At 61.9% G+C, this 23,570-nt stretch carries 18 protein-coding genes and 1 tRNA gene; 13 read left to right on the top strand and 6 right to left on the bottom strand.

What is annotated here, in order from left to right:
* Positions 1-198 precede the first annotated feature (198 nt).
* Entirely contained in the window at positions 199-3,888 is a 3,690-nt protein-coding gene (locus J2X53_RS10950) for a vitamin B12-dependent ribonucleotide reductase (RefSeq protein WP_349037529.1), read from the bottom strand.
* Between the two features lie 804 nt (positions 3,889-4,692).
* Here J2X53_RS10950 and J2X53_RS10945 point away from each other — a divergent pair.
* From J2X53_RS10945 to rarD, 5 genes are all read left to right on the top strand, one after another.
* Entirely contained in the window at positions 4,693-5,112 is a 420-nt protein-coding gene (locus tag J2X53_RS10945; RefSeq protein WP_349037528.1) for a Fur family transcriptional regulator, read from the top strand.
* Complete coding sequence (locus J2X53_RS10940) at positions 5,109-6,008, top strand: DMT family transporter (RefSeq protein WP_349037527.1); 900 nt, start codon at positions 5,109-5,111, stop codon at positions 6,006-6,008. The genes J2X53_RS10945 and J2X53_RS10940 overlap by 4 nt, the downstream gene beginning before the upstream one ends.
* 39 nt (positions 6,009-6,047) lie before the next feature.
* A complete protein-coding gene (gene eno / locus J2X53_RS10935) occupies positions 6,048-7,325 on the top strand; it encodes a phosphopyruvate hydratase (protein ID WP_349037526.1) in 1,278 nt (425 codons plus the stop codon).
* A gap of 82 nt (positions 7,326-7,407) precedes the next feature.
* A complete protein-coding gene (locus J2X53_RS10930) occupies positions 7,408-7,824 on the top strand; it encodes a cupin domain-containing protein (RefSeq protein WP_349037852.1) in 417 nt (138 codons plus the stop codon).
* An 87-nt stretch (positions 7,825-7,911) separates the two neighbouring features.
* Positions 7,912-8,847: an EamA family transporter RarD gene (gene rarD, locus J2X53_RS10925; protein ID WP_349037525.1), complete on the top strand. Its 936-nt coding sequence runs from the start codon at positions 7,912-7,914 to the stop codon at positions 8,845-8,847.
* Here rarD and xth read toward each other — a convergent pair.
* Positions 8,814-9,593, bottom strand: a complete 780-nt coding sequence (gene xth, locus J2X53_RS10920; protein ID WP_349037524.1) for an exodeoxyribonuclease III — start codon at positions 9,591-9,593, stop codon at positions 8,814-8,816. The two genes, rarD and xth, sit on opposite strands and share 34 nt — an antisense overlap.
* A 198-nt stretch (positions 9,594-9,791) precedes the next feature.
* Here xth and J2X53_RS10915 point away from each other — a divergent pair, with 198 nt between their 5' ends.
* The 3 genes from J2X53_RS10915 (at position 9,792) to J2X53_RS10905 (ending at position 12,155) form a co-directional block, all read left to right on the top strand.
* Positions 9,792-10,070: a hypothetical protein gene (locus J2X53_RS10915; RefSeq protein ID WP_349037523.1), complete on the top strand. Its 279-nt coding sequence runs from the start codon at positions 9,792-9,794 to the stop codon at positions 10,068-10,070.
* A gap of 76 nt (positions 10,071-10,146) precedes the next feature.
* Entirely contained in the window at positions 10,147-11,211 is a 1,065-nt protein-coding gene (locus J2X53_RS10910; protein ID WP_349037522.1) for a hypothetical protein, read from the top strand.
* Positions 11,211-12,155, top strand: coding sequence for a DMT family transporter (locus tag J2X53_RS10905; protein ID WP_349037521.1), 945 nt, complete (start codon positions 11,211-11,213; stop codon positions 12,153-12,155). Before J2X53_RS10910 ends, J2X53_RS10905 begins: the two co-directional genes overlap by 1 nt.
* A 59-nt stretch (positions 12,156-12,214) precedes the next feature.
* On the opposite strand, the gene J2X53_RS10900 is transcribed toward J2X53_RS10905, so the two are convergent.
* Positions 12,215-12,541, bottom strand: coding sequence for an iron-sulfur cluster assembly accessory protein (locus J2X53_RS10900; protein ID WP_118155228.1), 327 nt, complete (start codon positions 12,539-12,541; stop codon positions 12,215-12,217).
* An 81-nt stretch (positions 12,542-12,622) separates the two neighbouring features.
* Between J2X53_RS10900 and J2X53_RS10895 the strand changes: the two genes are divergently transcribed.
* On the top strand, positions 12,623-13,840 hold the full coding sequence (locus tag J2X53_RS10895; protein ID WP_349037520.1) for a deoxyguanosinetriphosphate triphosphohydrolase: 1,218 nt from the start codon (positions 12,623-12,625) through the stop codon (positions 13,838-13,840).
* Positions 13,841-13,843: 3 nt separating this feature from the next.
* On the opposite strand, the gene J2X53_RS10890 is transcribed toward J2X53_RS10895, so the two are convergent.
* Positions 13,844-14,317, bottom strand: coding sequence for a disulfide bond formation protein B (locus J2X53_RS10890; protein ID WP_349037519.1), 474 nt, complete (start codon positions 14,315-14,317; stop codon positions 13,844-13,846).
* Positions 14,317-14,895 (bottom strand): YqaA family protein, encoded by a 579-nt coding sequence (locus J2X53_RS10885; protein ID WP_349037518.1) that lies wholly within the window; start codon positions 14,893-14,895, stop codon positions 14,317-14,319. Before J2X53_RS10885 ends, J2X53_RS10890 begins: the two co-directional genes overlap by 1 nt.
* A gap of 121 nt (positions 14,896-15,016) precedes the next feature.
* Between J2X53_RS10885 and J2X53_RS10880 the strand changes: the two genes are divergently transcribed.
* From J2X53_RS10880 to J2X53_RS10865, 4 genes are all read left to right on the top strand, one after another.
* Entirely contained in the window at positions 15,017-15,859 is an 843-nt protein-coding gene (locus J2X53_RS10880; RefSeq protein WP_349037517.1) for a neutral zinc metallopeptidase, read from the top strand.
* Positions 15,860-15,914: 55 nt separating this feature from the next.
* Positions 15,915-15,998 (top strand) — tRNA-Leu (locus J2X53_RS10875).
* Positions 15,999-16,755: 757 nt separating this feature from the next.
* Positions 16,756-19,983, top strand: a complete 3,228-nt coding sequence (locus J2X53_RS10870; RefSeq protein WP_349037516.1) for a Hint domain-containing protein — start codon at positions 16,756-16,758, stop codon at positions 19,981-19,983.
* A 224-nt stretch (positions 19,984-20,207) separates the two neighbouring features.
* On the top strand, positions 20,208-22,880 hold the full coding sequence (locus tag J2X53_RS10865; protein ID WP_349037515.1) for a Hint domain-containing protein: 2,673 nt from the start codon (positions 20,208-20,210) through the stop codon (positions 22,878-22,880).
* On the opposite strand, the gene J2X53_RS10860 is transcribed toward J2X53_RS10865, so the two are convergent.
* A complete protein-coding gene (locus J2X53_RS10860) occupies positions 22,866-23,471 on the bottom strand; it encodes a nucleotidyltransferase family protein (RefSeq protein ID WP_349037514.1) in 606 nt (201 codons plus the stop codon). The two genes, J2X53_RS10865 and J2X53_RS10860, sit on opposite strands and share 15 nt — an antisense overlap.
* Between the last annotated feature and the right edge of the window lie 99 nt (positions 23,472-23,570).

Genomic DNA, 23,570 nt, shown 5'->3' with positions numbered 1-23,570 from the left:
GAAATCCCCGGACGGCGGGCCAACGCGGAAACATTCGCGCTAGGCTCCAGCGCCGCCCAGTCTCACGCCAAGGCGTGACCCTGATCGCAGACATGGAACTTGCGATCAGATCAACGCCGGAAGCCTGCTCCGGACCAGACCGGACACGCGATTAAGCCAGGCCGTTCCCTTTCCACTATACTTAATAGCGCAACATGCTCAGCTGCACCCCGAGGTCCCGCCGCACGTATTGCATTTCATGCAGGTTCCGTTTCGCACCAAAGTGTAGTTGCCGCATTCCGCACAAGGGTCGCCCTCATAGCCTTGCATTTTGGCTTTGGTCCGGGCGGTCATATTGGTGGCGGTGCCAAGTGCATAGGTTGATGTGGTTTCGGAAAAGCCTGTCGCGCGCGCCTGTGGCATCAGTGTGTTGAGCACCGACACCGGATCGGTGCCGTTGGCCAATGCGGTTGCCCCCATACCACCTTGCAGCACCACGAGTTCCTGCGGCAGACGCTTGCGAAGATACCCTGTCGATGAGATCTGCCGGAGCACTTCCAGGCCGCGTGAGGCAGCGGCGTCATTCATTGGCGCCAAATTCGGCTTGCCTTCATCATCCCCACGGCCAAGATCGTCAAATGATGCGCCAGTGGGTTTGACATGCGCAAGATCGGTGCGGTCGAGGTAGGAAATCGCCAGCTCGCGGAAGATATAGTCGAGGATTGAAGTCGCATTCTTGATGCTGTCATTGCCCTGCACCATGCCAGCCGGTTCAAAGCGGGTAAAGGTAAATGCCTCCACGAATTCTTCCAGTGGCACTCCGTATTGCAGGCCGACTGACACTGCGATGGCGAAGTTGTTCATCATGGCACGGAAGCCAGCGCCTTCCTTGTGCATGTCGATGAAGATTTCGCCCAGGCTGCCGTCCTGATACTCGCCGGTACGCAAGTAAACCTTATGCCCGCCGACGATGGCCTTTTGGGTATACCCTTTGCGCCGCTCAGGTAGCTTTTCCCGGTGGCTGCGCACGATTTCCTTGATGATCACCTTTTCGACGATTTTCTCGGCAATTACGGCGGCTTTTTCGTGGAGCGACCCGGTCGCAAGGATCTCTTCGGCCTCTTCGTCATCTTCGATCAATGCCGATGCCAGCGGCTGGCTCAGTTTCGATCCGTCACGGTACAGCGCATTAGCTTTGATCCCCAACGAATGCGACAGCTCATAGGCCGCCAGCGTTTCTTCGATGGAGGCCGAGTTTGGCATGTTGATGGTCTTGGAAATCGCACCCGAGATAAAGGATTGCGCTGCGGCCATCATGTAGATGTGGCTGTCAACCGACAGGTAGCGCTTGCCTTTCTTGCCGCAGGCATTGGCGCAATCAAATACTGAATAGTGGTGCTGTTTCAGGAAAGGTGCGCCTTCCAGTGTCATTGTGCCGCACACATGGTCGTTACAGGCGTCGATCTGAGCCTTGGTAAATCCAAGGTGCCGGAGCAGGTCAAAACCCGGATCAGCCAGTTTTTCTACCGGAATGCCCAGCGTGCCTTTGCAGAAATCTTCTCCCAGCGTCCATTGATTGAACACAAAGCGGATGTCGAAGGCCGACGGCAGGGAGCTTTCGATCTTCTCGATCTCACGCGGGCCAAATCCATGTCCCAAAAGGGAGGTGTGGTTGATCGCAGGCGCCTGTGCGATGGAGCCATGGCCGACAGCATAGGCGACGATTTCGGCAATCTGGTGGCTGGGATAGCCCAATGCCTCCAGCCCAGCCGGAACCGACTGATTGATGATCTTGAAATAACCGCCGCCGGCCAGTTTTTTGAACTTCACCAGCGCGAAATCGGGCTCGATGCCGGTGGTGTCGCAGTCCATCACCAGACCGATGGTGCCAGTTGGGGCGATCACAGTGGTTTGCGCATTGCGATAGCCGTGTGCCTCCCCCAGAGCCAATGCCTCATCCCAGGCAGATTTGGCAAGAGAAACAAGCGATTGGTCGGGGCAGTTGATGTGATCCAATGCAACCGGATTGACGTTGACCGCCTCATAATCCCCGCGCGCATGCGCGGCGGTGCGGTGATTGCGGATCACACGCAGCATATGGGCACGGTTGCGCGCGTAACCGGGGAAAGCTCCCAACTCGGCTGCCATCTCGGCGCTGGTGGCATAGGCCACCCCGGTCATCAGCGCAGTCAGCGCGCCGCACAGGGCACGGCCTTCCTTGCTGTCATAACCAAGGCCCATGTTCATCAAGAGCCCGCCGATATTGGCATAGCCAAGCCCCAGCGTGCGGAAATCAAACGACCGCTGCGCAATCTCGGGTGACGGGAACTGCGCCATCATCACCGAGATTTCCAGGGTGATGGTCCACAGCCGCGAAGCGTGGATATAGGCCTCGGCATCGAACGTGCCGTTCCCGAAGAACGTCAGCAGGTTCATCGACGCCAGATTGCAGGCGGTATCATCCAGGAACATGTATTCCGAACATGGGTTCGACCCGCGGATCGCACCGTCTTCGGGGCAGGTGTGCCAGGCGTTCACTGTGTCGTGGAACTGGATGCCGGGGTCAGCGCAGGCCCAGGCGGCGTGACCGACCTGATCCCACAGATCGCGCGCCTTGATGGACTTCGCTTCTTTGCCATCGGTGCGACGGATCAGCGCCCAGTCGGCATCCGCCTTCACCGCGTCCAGAAAGGCATCCGTTACCCGCACCGAGTTGTTGGAGTTCTGGCCGGAAACGGTGGTATAGGCCTCGGAATCCCAGTCCACATCATAGGTGGGGAACTCGATGCTGGTATAGCCCTGTTTCGCATATTGCAGAATGCGGTTGGTGTAAGTGTCCGGGATCATCGACTTTTTCGCCGATTTGATCGCCGCCTTCAGCGCCACGTTTTTGGCCGGATCAACCGAAGCCTCGGCCGACCCATCCCACTGCCGGATCGCGGTGAAAATCTCGTTCAGCCGCACCTCGTGCAGCTTTGATCCGGCGACCAGAGAGGCGACTTTCTGTTCTTCGATGACCTTCCAGTTGATGAACGCCTCGATATCGGGGTGATCCATATCGCAGATCACCATCTTGGCCGCCCGCCGCGTGGTGCCGCCCGATTTGATCGCGCCCGCCGCCCGGTCGCCGATCTTCAGAAATCCCATCAGTCCTGAGGATTTTCCCCCGCCCGACAGCTTTTCGCCCTCGCCACGCAACGAGGAAAAGTTGGTGCCGGTGCCCGAACCGTATTTGAACAGCCGCGCCTCTCGCACCCACAGATCCATGATGCCGCCGTCGCCGACCAGATCATCCTTGACCGACTGGATAAAGCAGGCATGCGGCTGCGGGTGCTCATAAGCGCTGGTGGATCGGGTCAGCTTGCCGGTCTGGTGATCGACATAGAAATGCCCCTGCGACGGGCCGTCGATGCCATAGGCCCAATGCAGGCCGGTGTTGAACCATTGCGGGCTGTTCGGCGCGGCCATCTGGCGGGCCAGCATGAAGCGCATCTCGTCATAATAGGCCTGCGCATCGGCCTCGGTGGAGAAATAACCACCTTTCCAGCCCCAATAGGTCCAGGCCCCGGCCAGACGGTCAAACACCTGCTTGGCGCTGGTCTCGCCGACGATGCGCTGGTCTTGCGGCAGATCTGCAAGCGCCGTTTCATCCGCAACCGAGCGCCACAGGAACGCAGGAACACCCTTTTCCTTCACCCGCTTCAGCCGGGCAGGCACACCCGCCTTGCGGAAGTACTTCTGGGCCAGCACATCCGAGGCGACCTGGCTCCAGCCGTCGGGAACTTCGACGGCTTCGTTGCGAAAGACGATCTTGCCATCGGGATTGCGGATTTCAGAAATGGTGGTGGTGAACCCCATTGCCCCATACGCACCCGTTGTCTCGGTCGTGAACTTCCGCTCGATCTTCATGTGCCTGTCCTCGTTGCGTGGCCCCGGTTGATACCCGGTCGCGGCCTGTTGATCCCCAATCACCCGGCGGCAGAGAGGGGGCAAAACAGCTTCGGGCCTTGCCTGCGCCGTGCAGACAAGACGGCTTCGCCACACAGCGATGACCTGCTCGATGGGTCTTTGCCCCGTCCTGCGGACCACTATATTTAGTGTGTCGCTGGGTTCGTCTGTCAAACTGTCGTAAGGATGCGGTCTCGGCAACCACTTTTTTACGAAGCCGGGGTAAAATATTGCTTGACCCTGAACTGCGCCATTTTGTGTGTCTTGGCAGACTTCTCAGAATAGCGGCGCAGCGATTGTGGACATATCTGCGGATAAACCTCGGGACAGTTTGACAACGCCACGGCCAGGATCACGGAATTCGCCTGCGAACCCGCAGGTTTGTCGCGAGGGGCTAAGATCCGGTCTGAATATCGGCTGGCTTGGGGATTATTGTGAGCCCGACTGTCCAGGTGATTCCCGCAGGGCCCGGCACTGGTCTGTTCGGTCTGCATCACTGTGACCGGGGGGCCATAGGCAGGCCCGCTACCAGAATCACAGCGCTGACATCCGGCAGCAAAAACGATGGCATAAATGCAGCCGGTCGGTTGATCTTTCGCCTCCGTCGCAAAGTTCAGCCGCGACGAGATGTGCATCCAGCCATGCGAACCCCAAGATATGGTGCGTCGCCCGCTGCCACCGCGCGGACACGTCCCGACCAAAGGGGTGGCGCGCGCGGCACCTCTGGGCTAAAGCGGAAAGACACCTTGCCTGCAAAGCACGCCAATGACCGACATCATCGCCCGTTGTGAGGCCAAGGGCCTCCGAATGACCGAACAGCGCCGCATCGTCGCCCGCGTGGTGGGCGAGGCTGAGGATCATCCCGATGTCGAAGAACTGTACGCCCGCGCCGCCCGCATTGACCCGCGCATCTCGCTGGCAACTGTCTACCGCACGGTAAAACTGTTCGAAGAGGCGGGGATTCTGGAAAAGCTGGAATTCGGTGATGGCCGCGCCCGCTATGAAGATGCCGAACGCGATCACCACGACCACCTGATCGATGTGAACTCCGGCGAGGTGATCGAATTTGTCGACCCCGACATCGAAGAGCTGCAGGAACGGATCGCCGCGCGTCTGGGCTACCGGCTGATCGGGCACCGGCTGGAATTGCTGGGCGTGCCGATCACCAAATCGCAAAAACCGTGAGCAGCGCCGATAATCCACGTGCCGCAGGGTTGATGGTGGCCAGCATGGCTGGCTTTGCTTTGGAAGACCTGTTCCTGAAACGTGCTGCCAGTGCGATGCCTCCGGGGCAGGTGATTGCGATGATGGGGGCAGGGGGCGCGGTGGTGTTCTGGCTGATCGCCGCCCGCCTGCGCCAGCCGATCCTGACCCGCCGCGCCCTGACCGGGGCGGCGGCGCTGCGCACCCTGTCCGAGGCACTGGCCGCCATGCTCTACATCACCGCGCTGGCTCTGATCCCGTTGTCGGTCAATTCGGCGCTGCTGCAAGCCTCACCGCTGGTTGTGACGATGGGGGCGGCTCTGGTTCTGGGCGAAAAGGTCGGCTGGCGGCGGTGGACGGCCATCGCGGTCGGCTTCCTTGGCGTTCTGATCATCCTGCAACCGGGAACCGAGGGCTTTCGTCTGGCAGGCCTGCTGACGGTGGCCTGCGTGTTCCTTATGGCGTCGCGGGATCTGTCAACACGGGTGATGCATGTCAGCATCGGCACGTTCCAGTTGACCACATGGGCCTATCTGGGGTTGGTGCCTGCGGGTCTTGTGCTGATGGCCATGCAAGGGCAATCCCTGCAAGCCATTGATCCGTCGCAATGGGTCGATCTGACCGGCGCGCTGGTCACCGGGCTGTTCGCCTATTACGCCGTCACCGCCGCCATGCGCCTGGGCGAAGTCTCGGTCGTGGCCCCGTTCCGCTATGCGCGACTGGTGTTTGCGATGATTCTGGCGATGATCTTCTTTGGCGAACGCCCGGATGTCTGGATGCTGACCGGGGCCGCACTTGTGATCGGATCGGGGCTTTACACCTTTGCCCGCGAAGCCAGGGTCAAGCGCGCCCTTTCCATGAAGGCCGACCCAAGGTAAAGACGGGGCCGAGAGCATCATCCGCAGAACGGAGCCCCCATGAGCACGATCATCGACATCCACGCCCGCGAAATTCTCGACAGCCGCGGCAATCCCACTGTTGAAGTGGACGTGACGCTGGAAAGCGGCGCCATGGGACGCGCCGCCGTGCCTTCGGGTGCCTCGACCGGCGCGCACGAGGCCAATGAAAAACGCGACGGCGACAAGAACCGCTACAAGGGCAAGGGCGTGCTGGAGGCGGTTGCTGCCGTCAATGGCGAGCTGGCCGAAGAACTGGTGGGCTATGACGCGACCGAACAGGTCGGCATCGACCGCACCATGATCGAGATGGACGGCACGCCGAACAAATCCCGTCTGGGCGCCAACGCCATTCTGGGCGTGTCGCTGGCCGTGGCCAAAGCCGCCGCCGAATTCACCGCGCAGCCCCTGTTCCGCTATATCGGCGGCACCTCGGCCCGCGTGCTGCCGGTGCCGATGATGAACATCATCAACGGCGGCGAACATGCTGATAACCCGATTGATATTCAGGAATTCATGATCATGCCGGTCGGCGCGGACAATATCCGCGACGCGATCCGCATGGGGTCGGAAGTGTTCCATACGCTCAAGAAAGAGCTGCAACAGGCCGGTCACAACACCAATGTCGGCGATGAGGGCGGCTTCGCACCAAATCTCAACTCCGCCCGCGACGCGCTTGATTTCATTCTGAAATCCATCGAAAAGGCCGGGTTCAAGCCGGGCGTCGATATGTATCTGGCCCTCGATTGCGCCGCGACTGAGTACTTCAAGGGCGGCAAGTATGAGATGAAGGGCGAAGGCAAATCGCTGACCATCGCTGAAAATGTCGCGTTCCTGGCCTCGCTCGCGGCCGACTATCCGATCATCAGCATCGAAGACGGTTGCTCGGAAGACGACTGGGAGGGCTGGAAACTGCTGACCGATACCATCGGCGACAAGATCCAGCTGGTGGGCGACGATCTGTTCGTGACCAACCCCAAGCGTCTGGCCGAAGGCATCGCCAAGGGCGTTGCCAACTCCATGCTGGTCAAGGTCAACCAGATCGGCACCCTGACCGAAACCCTGCAAGCCGTCGATATGGCGCATCGCGCGCGCTATACCAATGTGATGAGCCACCGTTCCGGCGAGACCGAAGACAGCACCATCGCCGATCTGTCAGTCGCCACCAACTGCGGCCAGATCAAGACCGGCTCGCTGTCGCGCTCGGACCGGTTGGCGAAGTATAACCAGCTGATCCGTATCGAGGAAATGCTGGGCGAGACGGCAGAATACGCCGGGCGCTCGATCCTGAAGGTCTGAGACAGTCTTGCGGCGGAGGCTCTTGCGGCACGTCCGGGAGCCTCCGGCGGGAGTATTTTTGCCAAGATGAATGGGGCAGGGCATGGATGAGGCTGACCGGATCATTGCCCATCTGGGCCTTGCCCCGCATCCCGAAGGCGGCTGGTATCGCCAGACATGGGTGGGGCCGGTTGTAGACGGCCGCGCCAGCGGCACGGCGATCCTGTTCTTGTTGAAAGCGGGCGAGCGCAGTCACTGGCACCATGTCGATGCCGATGAAATCTGGCTCTGGCATGCCGGCGCGCCGGTGGTGCTGTCGGTTGGGCTGGACCGGGCGGTGGATCATATGCTGGGGCCCGAGGTGTTGCACGGCCAGATGCCGCAGCTCGTGGTGCCCACCGGACACTGGCAGGCCGCGCGCTCTACCGGGGCCTACAGTCTGGTGTCCTGTACCGTCAGCCCCGGGTTTGACTTTGCGGGCTTTGTGCTGGCCGCGCCGGAGTTTGACCTGCCGCGCTGAGACAGCGGGTGCATGATCACCCCTGCTGATTGTGCCCGTCACAAATTGCCATTGGTGGGCAGGCGGCCAAAGCGCTATGCGGTCGGCATGACTGACGCATCCCTCCCCAAAAACGAAGACAGCCTGTCCGGCTTTTTCTATGCTCTGGGCGCCTATGTGTTCTGGGGCTTTTTGCCGCTCTACATGAAAGCCCTGGCGCATGTGCCACCCGTTGAGGTGATTGCCCACCGGGTGCTGTGGTCGCTGCCGATTGCGCTGGCGGTGATCGTCTGGCTGGGGCGGACGCAGGATCTGCGGCAGGCGTTCCGCACACCGCGCACCTTGATGATGGGCGCGGCCACGGCGACGCTGATTTCGGTCAACTGGGGCATCTACGTCTGGGCCATCGGCGCGGGCTATGCGTTGGAGGCAGCGCTTGGCTATTACATCAACCCGCTGTTTTCTGTGCTGCTGGGGCGGATCCTACTCAAGGAAGCCCTGACTGCGGCGCAATGGGCAGCGATTGCCTTGGCCGCTGCCGCCGTGATCCTGCTGACGATCGAGGCCGGGCGGCTGCCGGTCGTGGCGCTGAGTCTGACCCTGACCTGGGGCCTTTATGCCTATCTGAAAAAGTCGCTGCCCATCGGCCCCAATCAGGGCTTTACGCTGGAGGTGATGCTGCTGGCCCCGCTGGCGCTTGGCTATGTGATCTGGGCGCAGGTCCAGGGCGACTCGCATTTTCTGCAAGGCGTGGGGCGGGATGATCTGCTGCTGATCGGCAGCGGGATCGTCACGGCCATTCCGCTGATGATCTATGCCAATGGGGCCAAGCGGCTGCGGCTGTCGACCATCGCGATGATGCAGTATATCGCGCCGACGATGATCTTTCTGATCGCGGTCTTTGTCTTTGACGAGCCCTTTGGCACGGTGCGCCTGATCGCCTTCCCGATGATCTGGGCGGCGCTGGTGATCTACACTGTCTCGATGCTGCGCGCCCGCGGGCGGGCGCGTCAGTCGTCCAGCGTGATCCAGACCGGCACGTGATCTGACGGCTTGTCGCCCGCGCGCACCTCGCGGTCGATGCCGGCACCGGTCAGCCGGTCGGCGGCTTGCGGCGACAGCAGCAGGTGGTCGATGCGGATCCCGTTGTTCCGCTCCCACGAATTGGCCTGATAGTCCCAGAAGCTGTAGTGCCCCGGCCCTTGTTCGCGCGCGCGAAAGGCGTCGAGCAGACCAAGGTTCAGCAAGCGACGATAGGCCTGCCGGGTCTGCGGCAGAAACAGCGCGTCGGTGACCCAGGCGTCGGGCCGTGCGGCATCTTCGGTCTGCGGGATCACATTATAGTCGCCTGCGCAGACAAAGGGCTCTTCCAGCGCCAGCAACGCGCGGACCCGCGCCTCCATCCGCGCCATCCACCCCAGCTTGTAGTCATACTTCGGCCCCGGCGCGGGGTTGCCGTTCGGCAGATACAGGCCGCAGACCCGGACCGGGCGGGGTGCCATCACTGTGGCCTCGATCCAGCGGGACTGCGCGTCAGCATCATCGCCGGGCAGGCCGCGCGTCACATCCTCCAGCGGCAGGCGCGACAGGAGCGCGACGCCGTTGAAGCCTTTCTGGCCATGGGTCTCGACGCGGTAGCCCATGTCTTCGAACATCGCGCGCGGAAATCCCTCATCCACCGATTTGATTTCCTGCAGACAGACCACATCCGGTTTCGCCGTTGTCAGCCAGCGGGGCAGGGCGTCGATCCGTGCCTTGATACCGTTGATGTTGAAAGTCGCGATCAGCATCTGCCTGCCTTTCCTGTTGTGCGTCAGCTATCGGCCAAGGGCCAGCACAACGCAAGACCGGATAGGGTCTGCGGACATGACTTATCCACAAGGTTGCGAAATTTGTGGATAACTAAACCGGGGATTGAATTTTTTCATCCGAATCAATTTTGAGCCGCTAGCGTGGGGATGTTGAATCGCTGAAACCTGGAGGGTAAAATGGTCACCAACGCCGCGCTACGCCTTGATATTGTTGAAGAATATAGTTCCCGTGCTGATATGTTTTCGGGCGACGCGACTGCGATGATGACCTCGGTTGCGTCATCAATGATGACGAGCGTTGCCTCATCCATGATGACCTCCGTGGCATCGTCCATGATGACATCGGTGGCTTCTGCCGCGATGACCTCTGTTGCGCAGAACAAGGCAGCGCTCGATCTGGCTGGCAAAATCGCCGGAACCCAGACCTCCATGATGACCAGTGTTGCCGGGATCTGACGAAGTCGGGGGCGCAGGGTCACTGCCATGAGTCTGCGCCCAAGCTGAGCCGTCCCCTGAACCCCTAGGGTGCATCATGACCAATGTTGTCTCGCTCCGGCGGCAGGGAGCATTGGCCGGCGATCCGGCCATTCCCGCCCTGATCGACCTGTTTGCCACGCGCAGGCGGGGCAGTCATGATGCGTTCTGGCTCAAGGAAAACGCCGAGCTGTTGCAGATCCTGGCCGCGTTGGGGGCAGGATCGCAGGCAGATCTTGACCCGCTGCGGCTGCGCGCCGGGGCCTTGATGCACGAGCTGCGGTTTTTCCCGCAATATTACCGCATGTATCTGTCGCTGGCTGTCGATCTGCGCGATCTGGGCCTGACAGAGACGCCGGTCGAAGAGATGGTGGCCTTTGTGCAGGCGCAGGATCTGCCCGCGATTGAACTGTCCGATACCCATCGGGGGGAGGCGCTGTTGCTGCTGCGCCGCGCCGGGGTTGCTGCCGTGGATCCGGCGCTGGAGGCGCGTCTGGCGCGCTTTGCCGCCAATTCCGCCGCGTTTTGCCTGCCCAACCGCCGCGCGGCCTATGACCTGACCCATATCGTCTTTCATGCGGCCGATTATGGCCGCAAGACCATTCCCCGTGATCCGGCCCGCAGGCTCAGTCTGATCCATGCCGGGATCGTGGCCTGGCTGGAAGGCAATCTTGACCTGCTGGCCGAGGTGACGCTGGCCCTCCGCCTGTCGGGCGAGGCCGTGCCTGCGTCTTGGGCAGCCGAGGTCGCGCAAGGAGCAGGGGCCGTGACCTTTGAGCCCGGCAGCGCCGCCGGGCCGTTTGACGATGATTACCACCAGTATCTCGTGCTCAATTGGGCGCTTGGTCTGTCGGGGGGCTGCGCGTTTCGTGGCGGCGTCCCGGGCACGGCGCGGCTGATCCGCCAGCCCCGCCGCAACGGGGCCGCCCTGCACGAGCTGTCATTGGCGCTGCTGGAAATGGGTGAGGCGCGCCAGCCGGATTGGGCACGGATGCGGTGGCGGTTGCTGCCGAAACTGTCCGAACCGGCACGGCAACGGCTCGCATGCGTCGAATCGCTGCCCGAATTTGACGGCTTCTTTGCCGGGTTTTCGCGCGCCGGGTCGCGGGACGGGAGGGCGTGATGAGGCAGGCCTTGCGCGCACCTTGGGTTCTGGGGGTTGGGTTTCTGCTTGCCTCGACACTGGCGGCGACGTTGGCGGATGGCACGGTCAAGGATCTGTCGACCCGGCTGGAGGCTCCGCAGGTGTTCTTCCTTTCCGGTCTGATCATGGCAGGCCTCAGCCTGCTGGCGGCGCGGGCCGGGTCGCGGATCGGTCTGTTCACAACCAGCTGTCTGAAAACCAAGATGCCCGGCCTGCTGCTCTGGCGATCGGTGGCAACGGTGGTGGCCTCGCTGGGGTTTTTCTACGCCATCGCGCTGATCCCGCTGGCCGAGATCTTTGTGTTTGTCGGGCTGATGCCGCTGATGTCGGCGCTGATGTCACGCCATCTGCTGGGGGAACGCGTCGATCTGACGGCTTGGGCCGGGCTTGGGCTTGGGCTGATCGGGGTGTTGATGCTGTTTCCCGACGGGCTGTCGGGGCTGAGCCTGGGCCATCTTGCCGGGTTCTGCGGTGCCTTTGCGGGCACGGTGTCGCTGGTGCTGTCCCGGCTGATGGCCCGGCGGGAGGCGAATACGCTGGTGCAGGTGTTCTATCCAAATCTGGCCTTGGCCGCCGTTGCCGCCCTGATGCTGCCAGCGATCTGGCAACCGATGGCGCTGGTCGATGTGGGCCGGATCCTGCTGTATTCGGTGCTGCTGTTTGTGGCCCGCTGGACCATGGTGATGGTGATGCAGCGTCTGCGCGCGCCGGTCGCCTTGCCGCTGATGAACATTCAGTTTGTCTGGATGGTCGCGGTCGGCTTTGTGTTCTTTGCCGAAATCCCCGCTGCCACCACGGTTATTGGCGCGCTTCTGGTCATGTGCGCCGGGGGCATAGCCCTGATGGAACAGGTGCGGTTAGACAAGATGGCAAGGCTGTCACAACTGGAAGGCCGGGCCGCTGGCGCTGTGCCCGCCGAATAAGTGCAGGGGAAACGGTAAGAAAAAGCCACCCCAGGGCGGCGGCTTTTTCTGTGATGCCTCTACATCGAAAACGACACCCCACAGCCGCAACTGCTGCTGGCGTTGGGGTTTTCAATCACGAACCGCGCGCCGATCAGCTCTTCGGTGAAGTCGATCACCGCATTCTGCAAGAACGGCAGCGAGACGGAATCGACCAACACCCGCTGGCCATTCTTTTCCAGCACCAGATCATCCGGCACCGGATCATCCAGCTTGATCTCATACTGAAAGCCCGAACAGCCGCCACCTTCGACCGCGACGCGCAGCGATTTCTGCTCACCCGTCATTTCGGCAATTTCGGCCAGACGCGCAAAGGCGCGGTCGGTAACGCGGGGGGGCAGGGTCAGGTCCATGATTTTTCACATATCCTTGGGGTTCATCGTGCAATATAAGGGCTGAACAAGACTTCAACAAGAACGGGCAGTTCCATGCTTGCGCCTTTTGCCTGCCAACCCGATGCCTCCCGCGGCCGCCTGCATCAAGAACGCATGTCGTCCTTCCGCTCGCCCTATCAGCGCGATCGCGACCGGATCATCCATTCCTCGGCTTTCCGGCGCCTGAAACACAAGACCCAGGTGTTTGTCGAGCATGAGGGCGATTATTACCGCACCCGCCTGACCCACTCGATCGAGGTGGCGCAGGTCGCGCGCACGATTTCGGGCGTTCTGGGGCTCAACACCGATCTGGCCGAGTGCATCGCTCTGGCGCATGACCTTGGCCACACCCCCTTTGGCCATACGGGCGAGGATGCCTTGGCCGTGCTGATGCAGCCCTATGGCGGCTTTGACCACAACGCTCAGGCCCTGCGCATCGTGACGCGGCTGGAACGGCATTACGCCGATTTCGACGGGCTGAACCTGACATGGGAATCGCTCGAAGGCATCGCCAAGCACAACGGCCCGGTCACCGGCGAAAACGCCGATGCCAAGCACGCCGGCCCCTTGCCCTATGCCCTGGCCGAGGTGAACGCCCAGTGGGATCTGGCCCTGCACACCCATGCGAGCGCCGAGGCGCAGGTGGCGGCCATCGCCGATGACGTCGCCTATTCCCACCACGACCTGCATGACGGCCTGCGCTCCGGCCTGTTTGACGAGGCGGATCTGATGGAACTGCCGGTGACCGGCCCCGCCTTTGCCGAGGTCGATGCGCTGTATCCGGGCCTCGACCCGATGCGCCGCCGGCATGAGGCGTTGCGCCGGGTGTTTGGTCGCATGGTCGAAGATGTGATCGCGGTGGCCCAAGGCCGGCTGGAGGCGGCGCAGCCGCAGTCAGTCGATGATATCCGCATGATGGGCACCACCATCATCCGGTTTTCCAAACCACTGTATCAAGAGCTGAAGGCGATCCGCAGCTTTCTATTCCACCGCATGTACCGCGCGCCTTCGGTGATGGAGGTGCGGGCCAAGGTGACGCAGGTGGTGCAGGATCTGTTCACCTCGTTCATGGCCGACCCGCGCCTGTTGCCCGATGAATGGGAACATGCGGTGCAGGCCAGCACCGATCAGACCGAACTGGCGCGCACGGTGGCCGATTACGTGGCGGGCATGACCGACCGTTTCGCCATTCAGGAACACGCCCGTCTGTGCGGCGGCGCGCTGATCCAGACCCATACCGGCCCTGACTTTGGCCCGAATTTCCCGACCTGAGGCTCAGGCGCGGCGCGCGGCGAGGGTCCAGATCCCGGCCAGCCCCAGCGAAGCGATCATGTTCCACCCGGCCATCGAGATGCCAAACATCGCCCATGGCACCTGATCGCAGCGCACCGGGGCGGCAACGGCGGCGTTGGGGTTCAGCAGGTCATCCATGCTGACCCCGGCAATCGAGCCGCCGGAACAGGATTGCAGCCCTTCCCACCAGCCCAGTTCCACCCCGGCGTGAAAGCCGCCGATGGCCGCCGTGGCAAGTGCTGCCAAAGTGCCCAGCACCATCAGCCAGCGGTTCGGCACCAACAGCGCCAGCACCATGATCCCCACCGCCACCGCATGCGGCCAGCGCTGCCACAGGCACAGCGCACAGGGTGCCAGCCCGCCAAGGTATTGAAAGGCAAAGGCCCCGGCCAGAAGCGCGGCAGAGCCAGCCCCGGCAAAAGCCACCAGAACGCGCGAGGGCAGGGTGGTCAGCATCACAACACCTTCAGGACGACAAAGCCACCGACAAGCAGCAGCATGAACAGCGTGAACATGAGCCCAAGCCGGCGCTCAATGAAATCACGAATGGGTGCGCCGAATTTCCACAGCAGCGCCGCGACCACGAAAAACCGCAAGCCGCGTGCCACAATCGACGCCACGGTGAACACCACCAGATCCAGCCCGGTCGTGCCCGACAGGATGGTGACAACCTTGTAGGGAAACGGTGTGACCCCGGCGATCAGCACCGACCATGCGCCCCATTCATTGTATCTTTCGCTGAACACCTCGAAATTCCCGGTCTTGCCATAGAATTCCAGCACCGGCAGCCCGACGCTTTCATACAGGACTGCGCCGATCCAATAGCCGAACATGCCCCCCAGCACCGAAGCCACCGTCGCCACAAACGCAATCACAAAGGCGCGGCGCGGCGCGGCCAGGATCATCGGGATCATCAGAATATCGGGCGGAATCGGAAACACCGAGCTTTCGACAAAGGCCACAAAGGCCAGGGCCCAGAGCGCACGGGGGTGCTCGGCCAGCCGGATTGTCCAGTCATACAAGGCGCGGATCATCTGGTCCCCCATTGCCGTTGCTGCGCTTGCACCATGACGGCTTTGCCGCGTCAAGGATGCTTTGCGGGGAACCAGACATCATGTCAGGGTGTTGGTCGGGATCAGGGACAAGGGGACGGGTATGGATTGGCGCGGACGGCGGGGCAGCCGCAACATCGAAGACCGTCGCAGCAGCTCTGGCGCCAAGGCGGGCAGCATCGGCGGGGTGGGCGTGATCGCGGTCCTGCTGATCGGCTATTTCCTTGGCATCGACGTGAGCCCGCTGTTGCAGGATACCACCCAACCCTCCGGCACGCCTGCCGAACTGACGCAAGCCGATCAGGAGGCGGGGGAGTTTGTCTCGGTCACACTGGCCGATACCGAAGAGGTCTGGGCAGAGCTGTTCCGCAGCCAGCTGGGGCGGGAGTATCGCCCGGCCACGCTGGTCCTGTTCAAGGATGTGACGCAAAGCCCCTGTGGCGGCGCATCCGGGGCGACGGGGCCATTCTATTGCCCGGCGGATCGCAAAGCCTATCTCGACACCGCATTTTTCACCGTTCTGGAAGACCGGCTTGGCGCCAGCGGTGATTTTGCCGCCGCCTATGTGGTGGCCCATGAAATCGCCCATCATGTCCAGAACGAGCTGGGCATTCTGGGTCAGGCGAACCAGTTGCGCCAGCGCTCCAGCGAGGCGGACAGCAACGCCATTTCGGTGCGCATCGAGTTGCAGGCCGATTGCCTGTCCGGCGTCTGGGCGGGCACCGCCGCGCAGAAATTCGGCACGATTGACCGCGATGATTTCGAAGAGGCGGTGAATGCCGCCCGCCAGATCGGCGATGATACGCTGCAAAGAAGCGCGGGCCAGCGCCCGATGCCGCACACCTTTACCCATGGCAGTGCCGAGCAACGGTCGCGCTGGTTTGTGACCGGCCTGCAGACCGGGCAGATCGCCGCCTGTGACACCTTTTCCACCGATGATCTCTGAATGCGTTGATCCTGTTGACGCCGCCCGAAGGGGCGGGTAAACGATCATCCACGTTGCCCGAGTGGTGGAATGGTAGACGCAGCGGATTCAAAATCCGCCGCCGCAAGGCTTGTCGGTTCGAGTCCGACCTCGGGCACCATCTTCTCAGATCTGATGTTTCTAGCGCACGATTCGTGCCGGGTCTTGGGCGTTGGGCGTCGATTCGCTTCAAACTTGAGTAAATTCCGCAATTGATGCCAGATCGGCAACCCAAGCGCCTGAATGCGTCTGAAAAGCGGGCGAAAATGTGACTCCGGTTAATCACTTTTTCGCTCTTCACCTATTGTTTCCGGTCGACAGGTAAACTCTGCAGGACTCAAACGGGCCAGATGACAAAAAATGCGGGAAATGGCGGGTTTCTGGCAATCTGAATCTTCCGGCAGTTGCATGAACGGAAACGACGCCTGCAGTATTACACACGCTATGATTGTTTTATTCATCCAGAGCGTGTTTTTTCAGGGGAGTTGCAAAGGTATTGGCAGTTATATCCGCACCGGCCCTGCCTTTTTTTACTTTCCGTAAGCATTAATGGCAGGTAATCATCACATCGTCTTGCTGGGTAAGACAAATGGCCGTGGGGGCGGTCGTCTTGTGACAGTGTGCTGCCAGGCACCCTAAACAGAAAGCCGGAGTCTGGTCCGACGGAAACGTCGGATCCCGTTTCCGTATGTACATGAACTGTCGGGCGCAAGCCTTTGACGGAACGGCTTTTTGTTGTCTCAGACGGCAGGTCTCGTGGCGTTGTGGTGTGGGGCATGTGTCCTGTGCTGAAACGCCGATATGCCGGCCTGATTTCTGGTCGGCATGGGTTTTCGGGTAGGGCGTGTTGCCGCCCAGATGCTATGAGGAATTGGACAATGCCGGTTATCGCGCTCTACAATCTGAACGATCCGTCGACGACCGCAATTGACAGCGCCGTCGGCAATGGCGCTCAGAACGGTACCTATTTTAACGGCGCAACATCTGTCGGCGGTCGTGCCGTGCTGGATGGCGTTGATGATATCATCAAAATCCAGGATGACCCCGCCTTTCAGCTGGACCGTGGGACATTGGAAATTCAGTTCAGCCTGGAGCCAGGCACCACGCTGAGCCAACCGCGCACCATTCTGTCGCGTGACAGCACCGGGGAAACCGATGGCGGTTATCGCATCGAATCCTTGCCGGATGGCGTGATCCGTATCAGCCACGAAAGTGCTGATGGCACCACGGTTTATGAAACCGAGCCCGGCTTTCAGAGCGCGGGCGATGAGATCAAGGTCTCGTATTCCTGGGATGCGACCGGCACCGGCGGATATGTCCAGATCAGCAACCAGACCACGGGCGGCAGCTTCACCGACACCGTGCCGAACACGCTGACCATGGATATGGGCGAGATCAACCAGAACTGGGTGATCGGTGCCAGCCAAGACACCTCTCCGCCCGCAAGTCTGCAGAACATTGACGAGCATTACAAAGGCTCGGTCGAGTATTTCTCGATCTCTGACTCGATCGACAATATCCCGGTCGATGGCGCGCCTGTTGCCAACCCTGACTCTGTGACCACAGAGCAGTTCACCGATGTCACCATCGACGTTCTGGCCAATGACACCGACCCGGATGGCCAGCCGCTGACCGTGACCTCGGCCACTGCGGATCATGGCGATGTGACCATCAACCCGGATGGCACCATCACCTATTCGCCAGAGCGCGATTACAACGGCCCGGATGACACCATCACCTATACAATCACCGACCCGGACGGAAACACCTCGTCCTCGACCGTTGCCGTGACCATCATCAACGTCAATGACGTGCCAGTGGCGAATGATGACTATGCCTCGACCGCGCTGAACACACCGGTTGTGGTCGATGTGCTGGCCAATGATACCGATGCTGATGGCGATGTGCTGACCATTGTCGGCACGCCGACCACCTCGGATGGCACGGTTGTTGTGAACCCGGACGGCACGATCACCTTTACGCCCAACACCGGTTTTACCGGCGCGGCGGTGGTGAACTATACCGTCTCGGACGGCAACGGCGGCACCGATGAGGCGCTGGTGGTGATCGAGGTTGGCGTGGCTGATGGCCGTGACGGCGTGGTGCGCGGCACCCCCGGCGGTGATCTGATTGACGGGTCTTATGTCGATCCGTTCGATGGCGATGTGGTTGACGGCGAAGATGCGATCATTCCGGGCGATGCCCCGAATGATGACCGCATCGTCGCGGGGGACGGCGATGACACCATTTTTGCCGGTGAAGGCAACAACACGGTGTTCGGCGGCAACGGCAACGACCAGGTGTTCGGCGGACCGGGCGATGATGAGATTCATGGCGAAGACGGCGATGACACCATCGACGGTGGGGGCGGCCGCAATGTGATCTACGGCGGCGACGGCGATGATGTCATCGACACGCGCGTGCCGCTGCCGCTGCCCGATGTCGATTATCCCGGCCTGTACCCGGCAGACACCGACCCGGAAAACAACCGTGACACCATTTATGGTGGCAACGGCAATGACACGATTTTCTCGGGCGACGATGCCGACCGGGTGTTTGGCCGCGACGGCCACGATTACATCGACGGTGGCGTCGACAACGACTCGCTGTATGGCGGGGCGGGGAATGACACCATCATCGGTTCCGAAGGCAATGACAGCATTGACGGCGGTCGGGGCGATGACCTGATCTTTGGCGGGCTGGACCTGTCCTTCCCCGATCAGATCAACATCCCCAACGACGCAGGCGATCTGCGCCCGCAGAACAATGCCGATTACATCACGGCCGGGCTCGGCAATGACACCATCTACGGCATGGATGACGATGACACCATCCTGGGTGACGAAGGCAATGACCTAATCTACGGCGGCGTTGATAATGACCTGATCTTTGGCGGCACCGGCGAAGACACTCTGTATGGCGATCATGGCAATGACACGCTCTATGGCGGTGGCGACGACGACAGCATGTATGGCGGCATCGGCAATGATCTGCTGGAGGGCGGTCTGGGCAATGACCTGCTGGATGGCGGCGACGGCAATGACGTTCTGCAAGGCAGCGACGGCGATGACACCCTGCTAGGTGGCGCCGGGGATGACACGCTGGAAGGCGGGTTCGACAATGACCTGATGGACGGCGGCACCGGCAACGATCTGCTGGTCGGCGACGCGGGTCAGGATACGATGATCGGCGGTGAAGGATCTGACACGCTGTTCGGTGGGTTCAGTGATGACCTGATCCACCTTGGCGACCCTGTCACCGGCGTGCCTGATGCCTACGTCGATCAGGCGTTCGGCGGGGCTGACCGCGACACCTTTACCGGTGTGGGCGCAGGCGACTCGGTGTTCGGCGGTTCCGAAGGCGACGACTTTGATACGCTTGATCTGCGGGGCACTGGCGCGCGCAACGTGGTGCGCACCAATGTTGACAGTGATGGCAACGGCTTTGACGGCTATGTCGAATACCTCGACTCTGACGGCAATGTCACCGGCCGGTCCGAGTTTACCAACATCGAAAACATCATCTGCTTTACCCCCGGCACGCTGATCGCGACGCCAAAGGGTGAGGTTCTGGTGGAACAGCTGCGCGTCGGTGACAAGGTCATCACCCGTGACAATGGCATTCAGGAAATCCGCTGGATGGGTGCCAAGGAAATGGGCTGGCATGACTTTGCCGGCAACCCGCACCTGCGCCCGGTGATGATCAAGGCTGGCAGCCTTGGCAATGGCCTGCCCGAGCGTGACATGATGCTGTCGCCGAACCACCGCCTGCTGGTGGCCAACGACCGCACCGCACTGTACTTTGACGAGCATGAGGTTCTGGTCGCGGCCAAGCATCTGATCGGCGGTCAGGGCATTCAGCAGGTGGACTCGGTGGGCACCACCTATTTCCACTTCATGTTCGACCAGCACGAAGTGGTGTTGTCGAACGGCGCCTGGACCGAAAGCTTCCAGCCCGGCGACTTCAGCCTCAAGGGTCTGGGCAATGCACAGCGCACCGAGCTGATGGAACTGTTCCCCGAACTCAAGGCACCTGCCGGGGTCGAGGCGTTCCAGGCCGCCCGCAAGACGCTGAAAAAGCACGAAGCCAGCCTGCTGGTGCGCTGAAAACAGTTATGCAGCGCGGATCGGGTCCGCGGGTCGCATCCCGGTTCGACGGCAAAGGGGCTCCGAAAGGGGCCCCTTTGTCCGTTCTGAGCGCATGTCATCCGCTACTGTTTCGCTGCCAGAAACAAACCCGCTGGCAGACACCTTTTGGCCACCATCTGCCCCAGTCGCGCCCTGTTCAGCACGTATCCAAAATTTAACTAAAAGATTTTGGATACCCCCACATGGCCACGATCTCCGGCAACAACCAGGACAATACGCTCACCGGCACCAATGATGCGGGTGACCTTATAAATGCCAATGGCGGCAATGATGTGGTCAACGCTGGCGGCGGCAATGACACGGTTTTTGGTGGCACCGGCAATGACACCCTGAACGGTCAGGACGGCAATGACAGCCTGCACGGCGACGACGGCGCGGACCGGCTGTTCGGGGGCGCAGGCAATGACACGCTTTTTGGTGGCATTGGCAACGACTCGCTTGAGGGCGGCATCGGCAACGATCAGCTGTCTGGCGGCGACGGGCTTGATACTCTGCTGGGCGGAACCGGCGATGACCTGCTCGACGGCGGGGTGGGCAATGACCAGCTGTTTGGCGGGGATGGCACCGATACGCTGCTTGGCGGGGCTGGCGACGACTCGCTTGACGGCGGGGCTGGCAACGACCTGTTGTCGGGTGGCGAGGGGGCTGACACGCTGCTGGGCGGGATTGGCAACGACACCTTTGATGGCGGCGCAGGCAACGACAGTCTCAGCGGTGGCAGCGGGACAGATGCCGTCACCTATGCCTCTGAAACTGCGGCGGTCAACGTCAACCTCAATACCGGCTCGGCCACAGGGGCCTCATCGGGCACCGACAGCCTGAGCTCGATTGAAAACGTTACCGGCACCGGGTTCAACGACACCCTGACCGGAAGCAATGAGGCCAACCTGATCGAGGGTGGCGCCGGCGCTGATCTTATCGACGCAGGCGCGGGCAGCGACACGGTTTATGGCGGCGCGGGCGATGACACCATCCTCGGCGGCAGCGAGAGCGGCGCGATCTACGGCACCAACGCGCCTGCGCTGACCTATAATCTGATCTACTTTGGCACCGCCGCCGATATTGATCCGACCGAGAGCAATGGCGCCTCAGAGAACGCCGCAAATCTGCTGGCCACCTATGGCAGCGCGGCTGCGCCGCTGTCGGGCAGTATCGTGCGGGCCACGGCGGTTGATCTGAACGGCGATGGCATCCTGTCGGACAATGACAGCAACAATACCGGAAATACCGAGCATTTCCTGATTGACGGTGTGCCAGCCTATCTGGATTCCACGCAAGTCTATGATGCGACCGTCACCTTTGCCGACGGTACCACCGGCACCTTTACCGCTGTGGTCATTCAGCTGACCGATGGCCGCGTCTATCTGGCCCCCGAATACGAAATCAATGCCGACTCGGCGCTGCTGAACAGCGGGCCGATCACCTCGATCGCACTGACAGGGGTGAACACGGCAGATACCAATCTGTACGCACAACGGCTCGACAGCTCTTATCTGGGCACCGCTGACAACGACCTGCTTTTTGGCGGCGACGGCAACGACTCGATCACAGGCGGCAGCGGCAACGACACTCTGCATGGCGATGCCGGAAACGACATGCTGGACGGCGGTGCCGGGGCCGATCAGCTTTACGGCGGCGTCGGCAATGACTCGCTCTTTGGCGGTGACGGTACTGACTATCTGGACGCCGGAGACGGCGATGATGTCAGCTATGGCGGCGCGGGCAATGACACGGTCTACTTCGGCGCGGGCAATGACACGGTATTCGGCGGCGCGGGCGATGATGTCATCGACGACATCAATGGCGCGCAGCTTCTGGGTGACAACCTTGTCTACGGTGGCGCCGGCAACGACACGGTCTGGTCGGGCGGCGGCAACGACACGGTCTATGGCGACGCCGGCGATGACGTGCTGTGGGGCGAGGGCGACGATGACCTGATCTACGGCGGCACCGGCAACGACACGCTGTACGGCGGCACCGGCAACGACACGCTGTACGGCGGTGACGGCAACGATACGCTGTATGGCGGTGACGGGGCAGATGCGCTCTACGGTGGCAGCGGCCGCGATCTGTTCTTTGGCGGTCCCGGCGACACCATCTTTGGCAGCGACGGCGGTGATGACTTTGACACGCTTGATCTGCAGGCTTGGGGCCGGGACGCGACAAATATCCATTTCGAGGCTGGCAACCGTGAGAACGGCTATGTCGAGTTTCTGAACCCCGATGGCACGGTTGCGGGCACGCTCTATTTCACCGACATCGAAAAGATCGTGCCCTGCTTTACCCCCGGCACGCTGCTGACCACGCCGACCGGGCTGCGGCGGGTTGAGGCATTGCAGCCGGGCGATCAGGTTCTGACCCGCGACAGCGGCTTTCAGGAAATCTGCTGGGCCGGGCGGCGCGATCTGGGGCTGGCGGAACTGGTGGTCAACCCGGCGCTGCGCCCGGTGCGTATCGCCAAAGGCGCGCTTGGCGACGGGCTGCCACGACGCGATATGCTGGTCTCGCCACAGCACCGCATGCTGATCGAGGATTCGCGGGCCGAGCTGCTGTTTGGCGAGCGGGAGGTGCTGGTCGCGGCCCTGCATCTGGTGGGCCGCCCCGGGATCACCCAGGTGATGCCACGCGGGGTCAGCTATATTCATCTGATGTGCCCCCAGCACGAGATTGTGCAGGCCGAAGGCGCCTGGACCGAGAGCTTTCAGCCGGGCTCCGGCACGCTGGGCCGGATGGACCGGGCGCAGCGCGACGAGGTGCTGGCGCTGTTCCCCGAGCTGTGCGCGGGGGGCACGGCCTATCCGGCGGCGCGGGCCACGCTCAAGGCGCATGAGGCGCGCGTGCTACTCGCGGCCTGAACGCCATCGGGCCCAGTCTTCGGGCGTGTCGAGGTCGGTGGTGGCATGCTGGCCGGGCAGGGCGATCAGGCGCAGGCGATCGGCATGCGCTTTCAGCACCTGTCGCGCGCCATCATCGCCGCTCAGACCCGTCAGATCCGCGCGTGCCCATGGCGGAAAGATCACCGGGTGGCCGGGCTGGCCCGCCGCATCGGTGGCGCGCAGGATCTGGTCGGGGGTGCTGGCATGGGCGGCGGCCATCAGGCTCAGGTCTGCGGCGGTCAGCTCGGGCAGGTCGGCCAGCAGCAGCATCACCGCCGCCTGTGGCGGCAGGCCGGTCAGACCGGCCCGAAGGGTGGTGGCCATGCCTTGCCCGGCATCAGGGACGGTCAGGCGGGTCAGGGCCAGCCCGTCCAGCGCTGCGTTTCGGGCGGGGCGGTCGGGGGGAAGGGCGACGGTCACCGGCAGGCCGGTGGCCACGGCGCGACCGGCCAGCTGGCGCAACAGGGGCTGGCCGCCGACCAGTTCCATCAGCTTGTCCCCGCCGCGCATCCGGGTCGAGTTGCCTGCGGCGAGGATCAGGATATGTAGCAGGGGGGCGGGCGTGGTCACGGGTTCCCCCTGTGATACAGAGATGAAGATCTTTAGAAATCAGTAAGTTGATCTGCGCGTGTTTACCCTTTGCTAAGGGTTTGAGCGCTCTGTTTGCGC

This window comes from Pseudotabrizicola sp. 4114 (genome assembly GCF_031457365.1).
Lineage (GTDB): Bacteria > Pseudomonadota > Alphaproteobacteria > Rhodobacterales > Rhodobacteraceae > Pseudotabrizicola.
The sequence above is the reverse complement of the archived record's forward strand: the minus strand, read 5'-3'. Positions and strand labels throughout refer to the sequence as shown.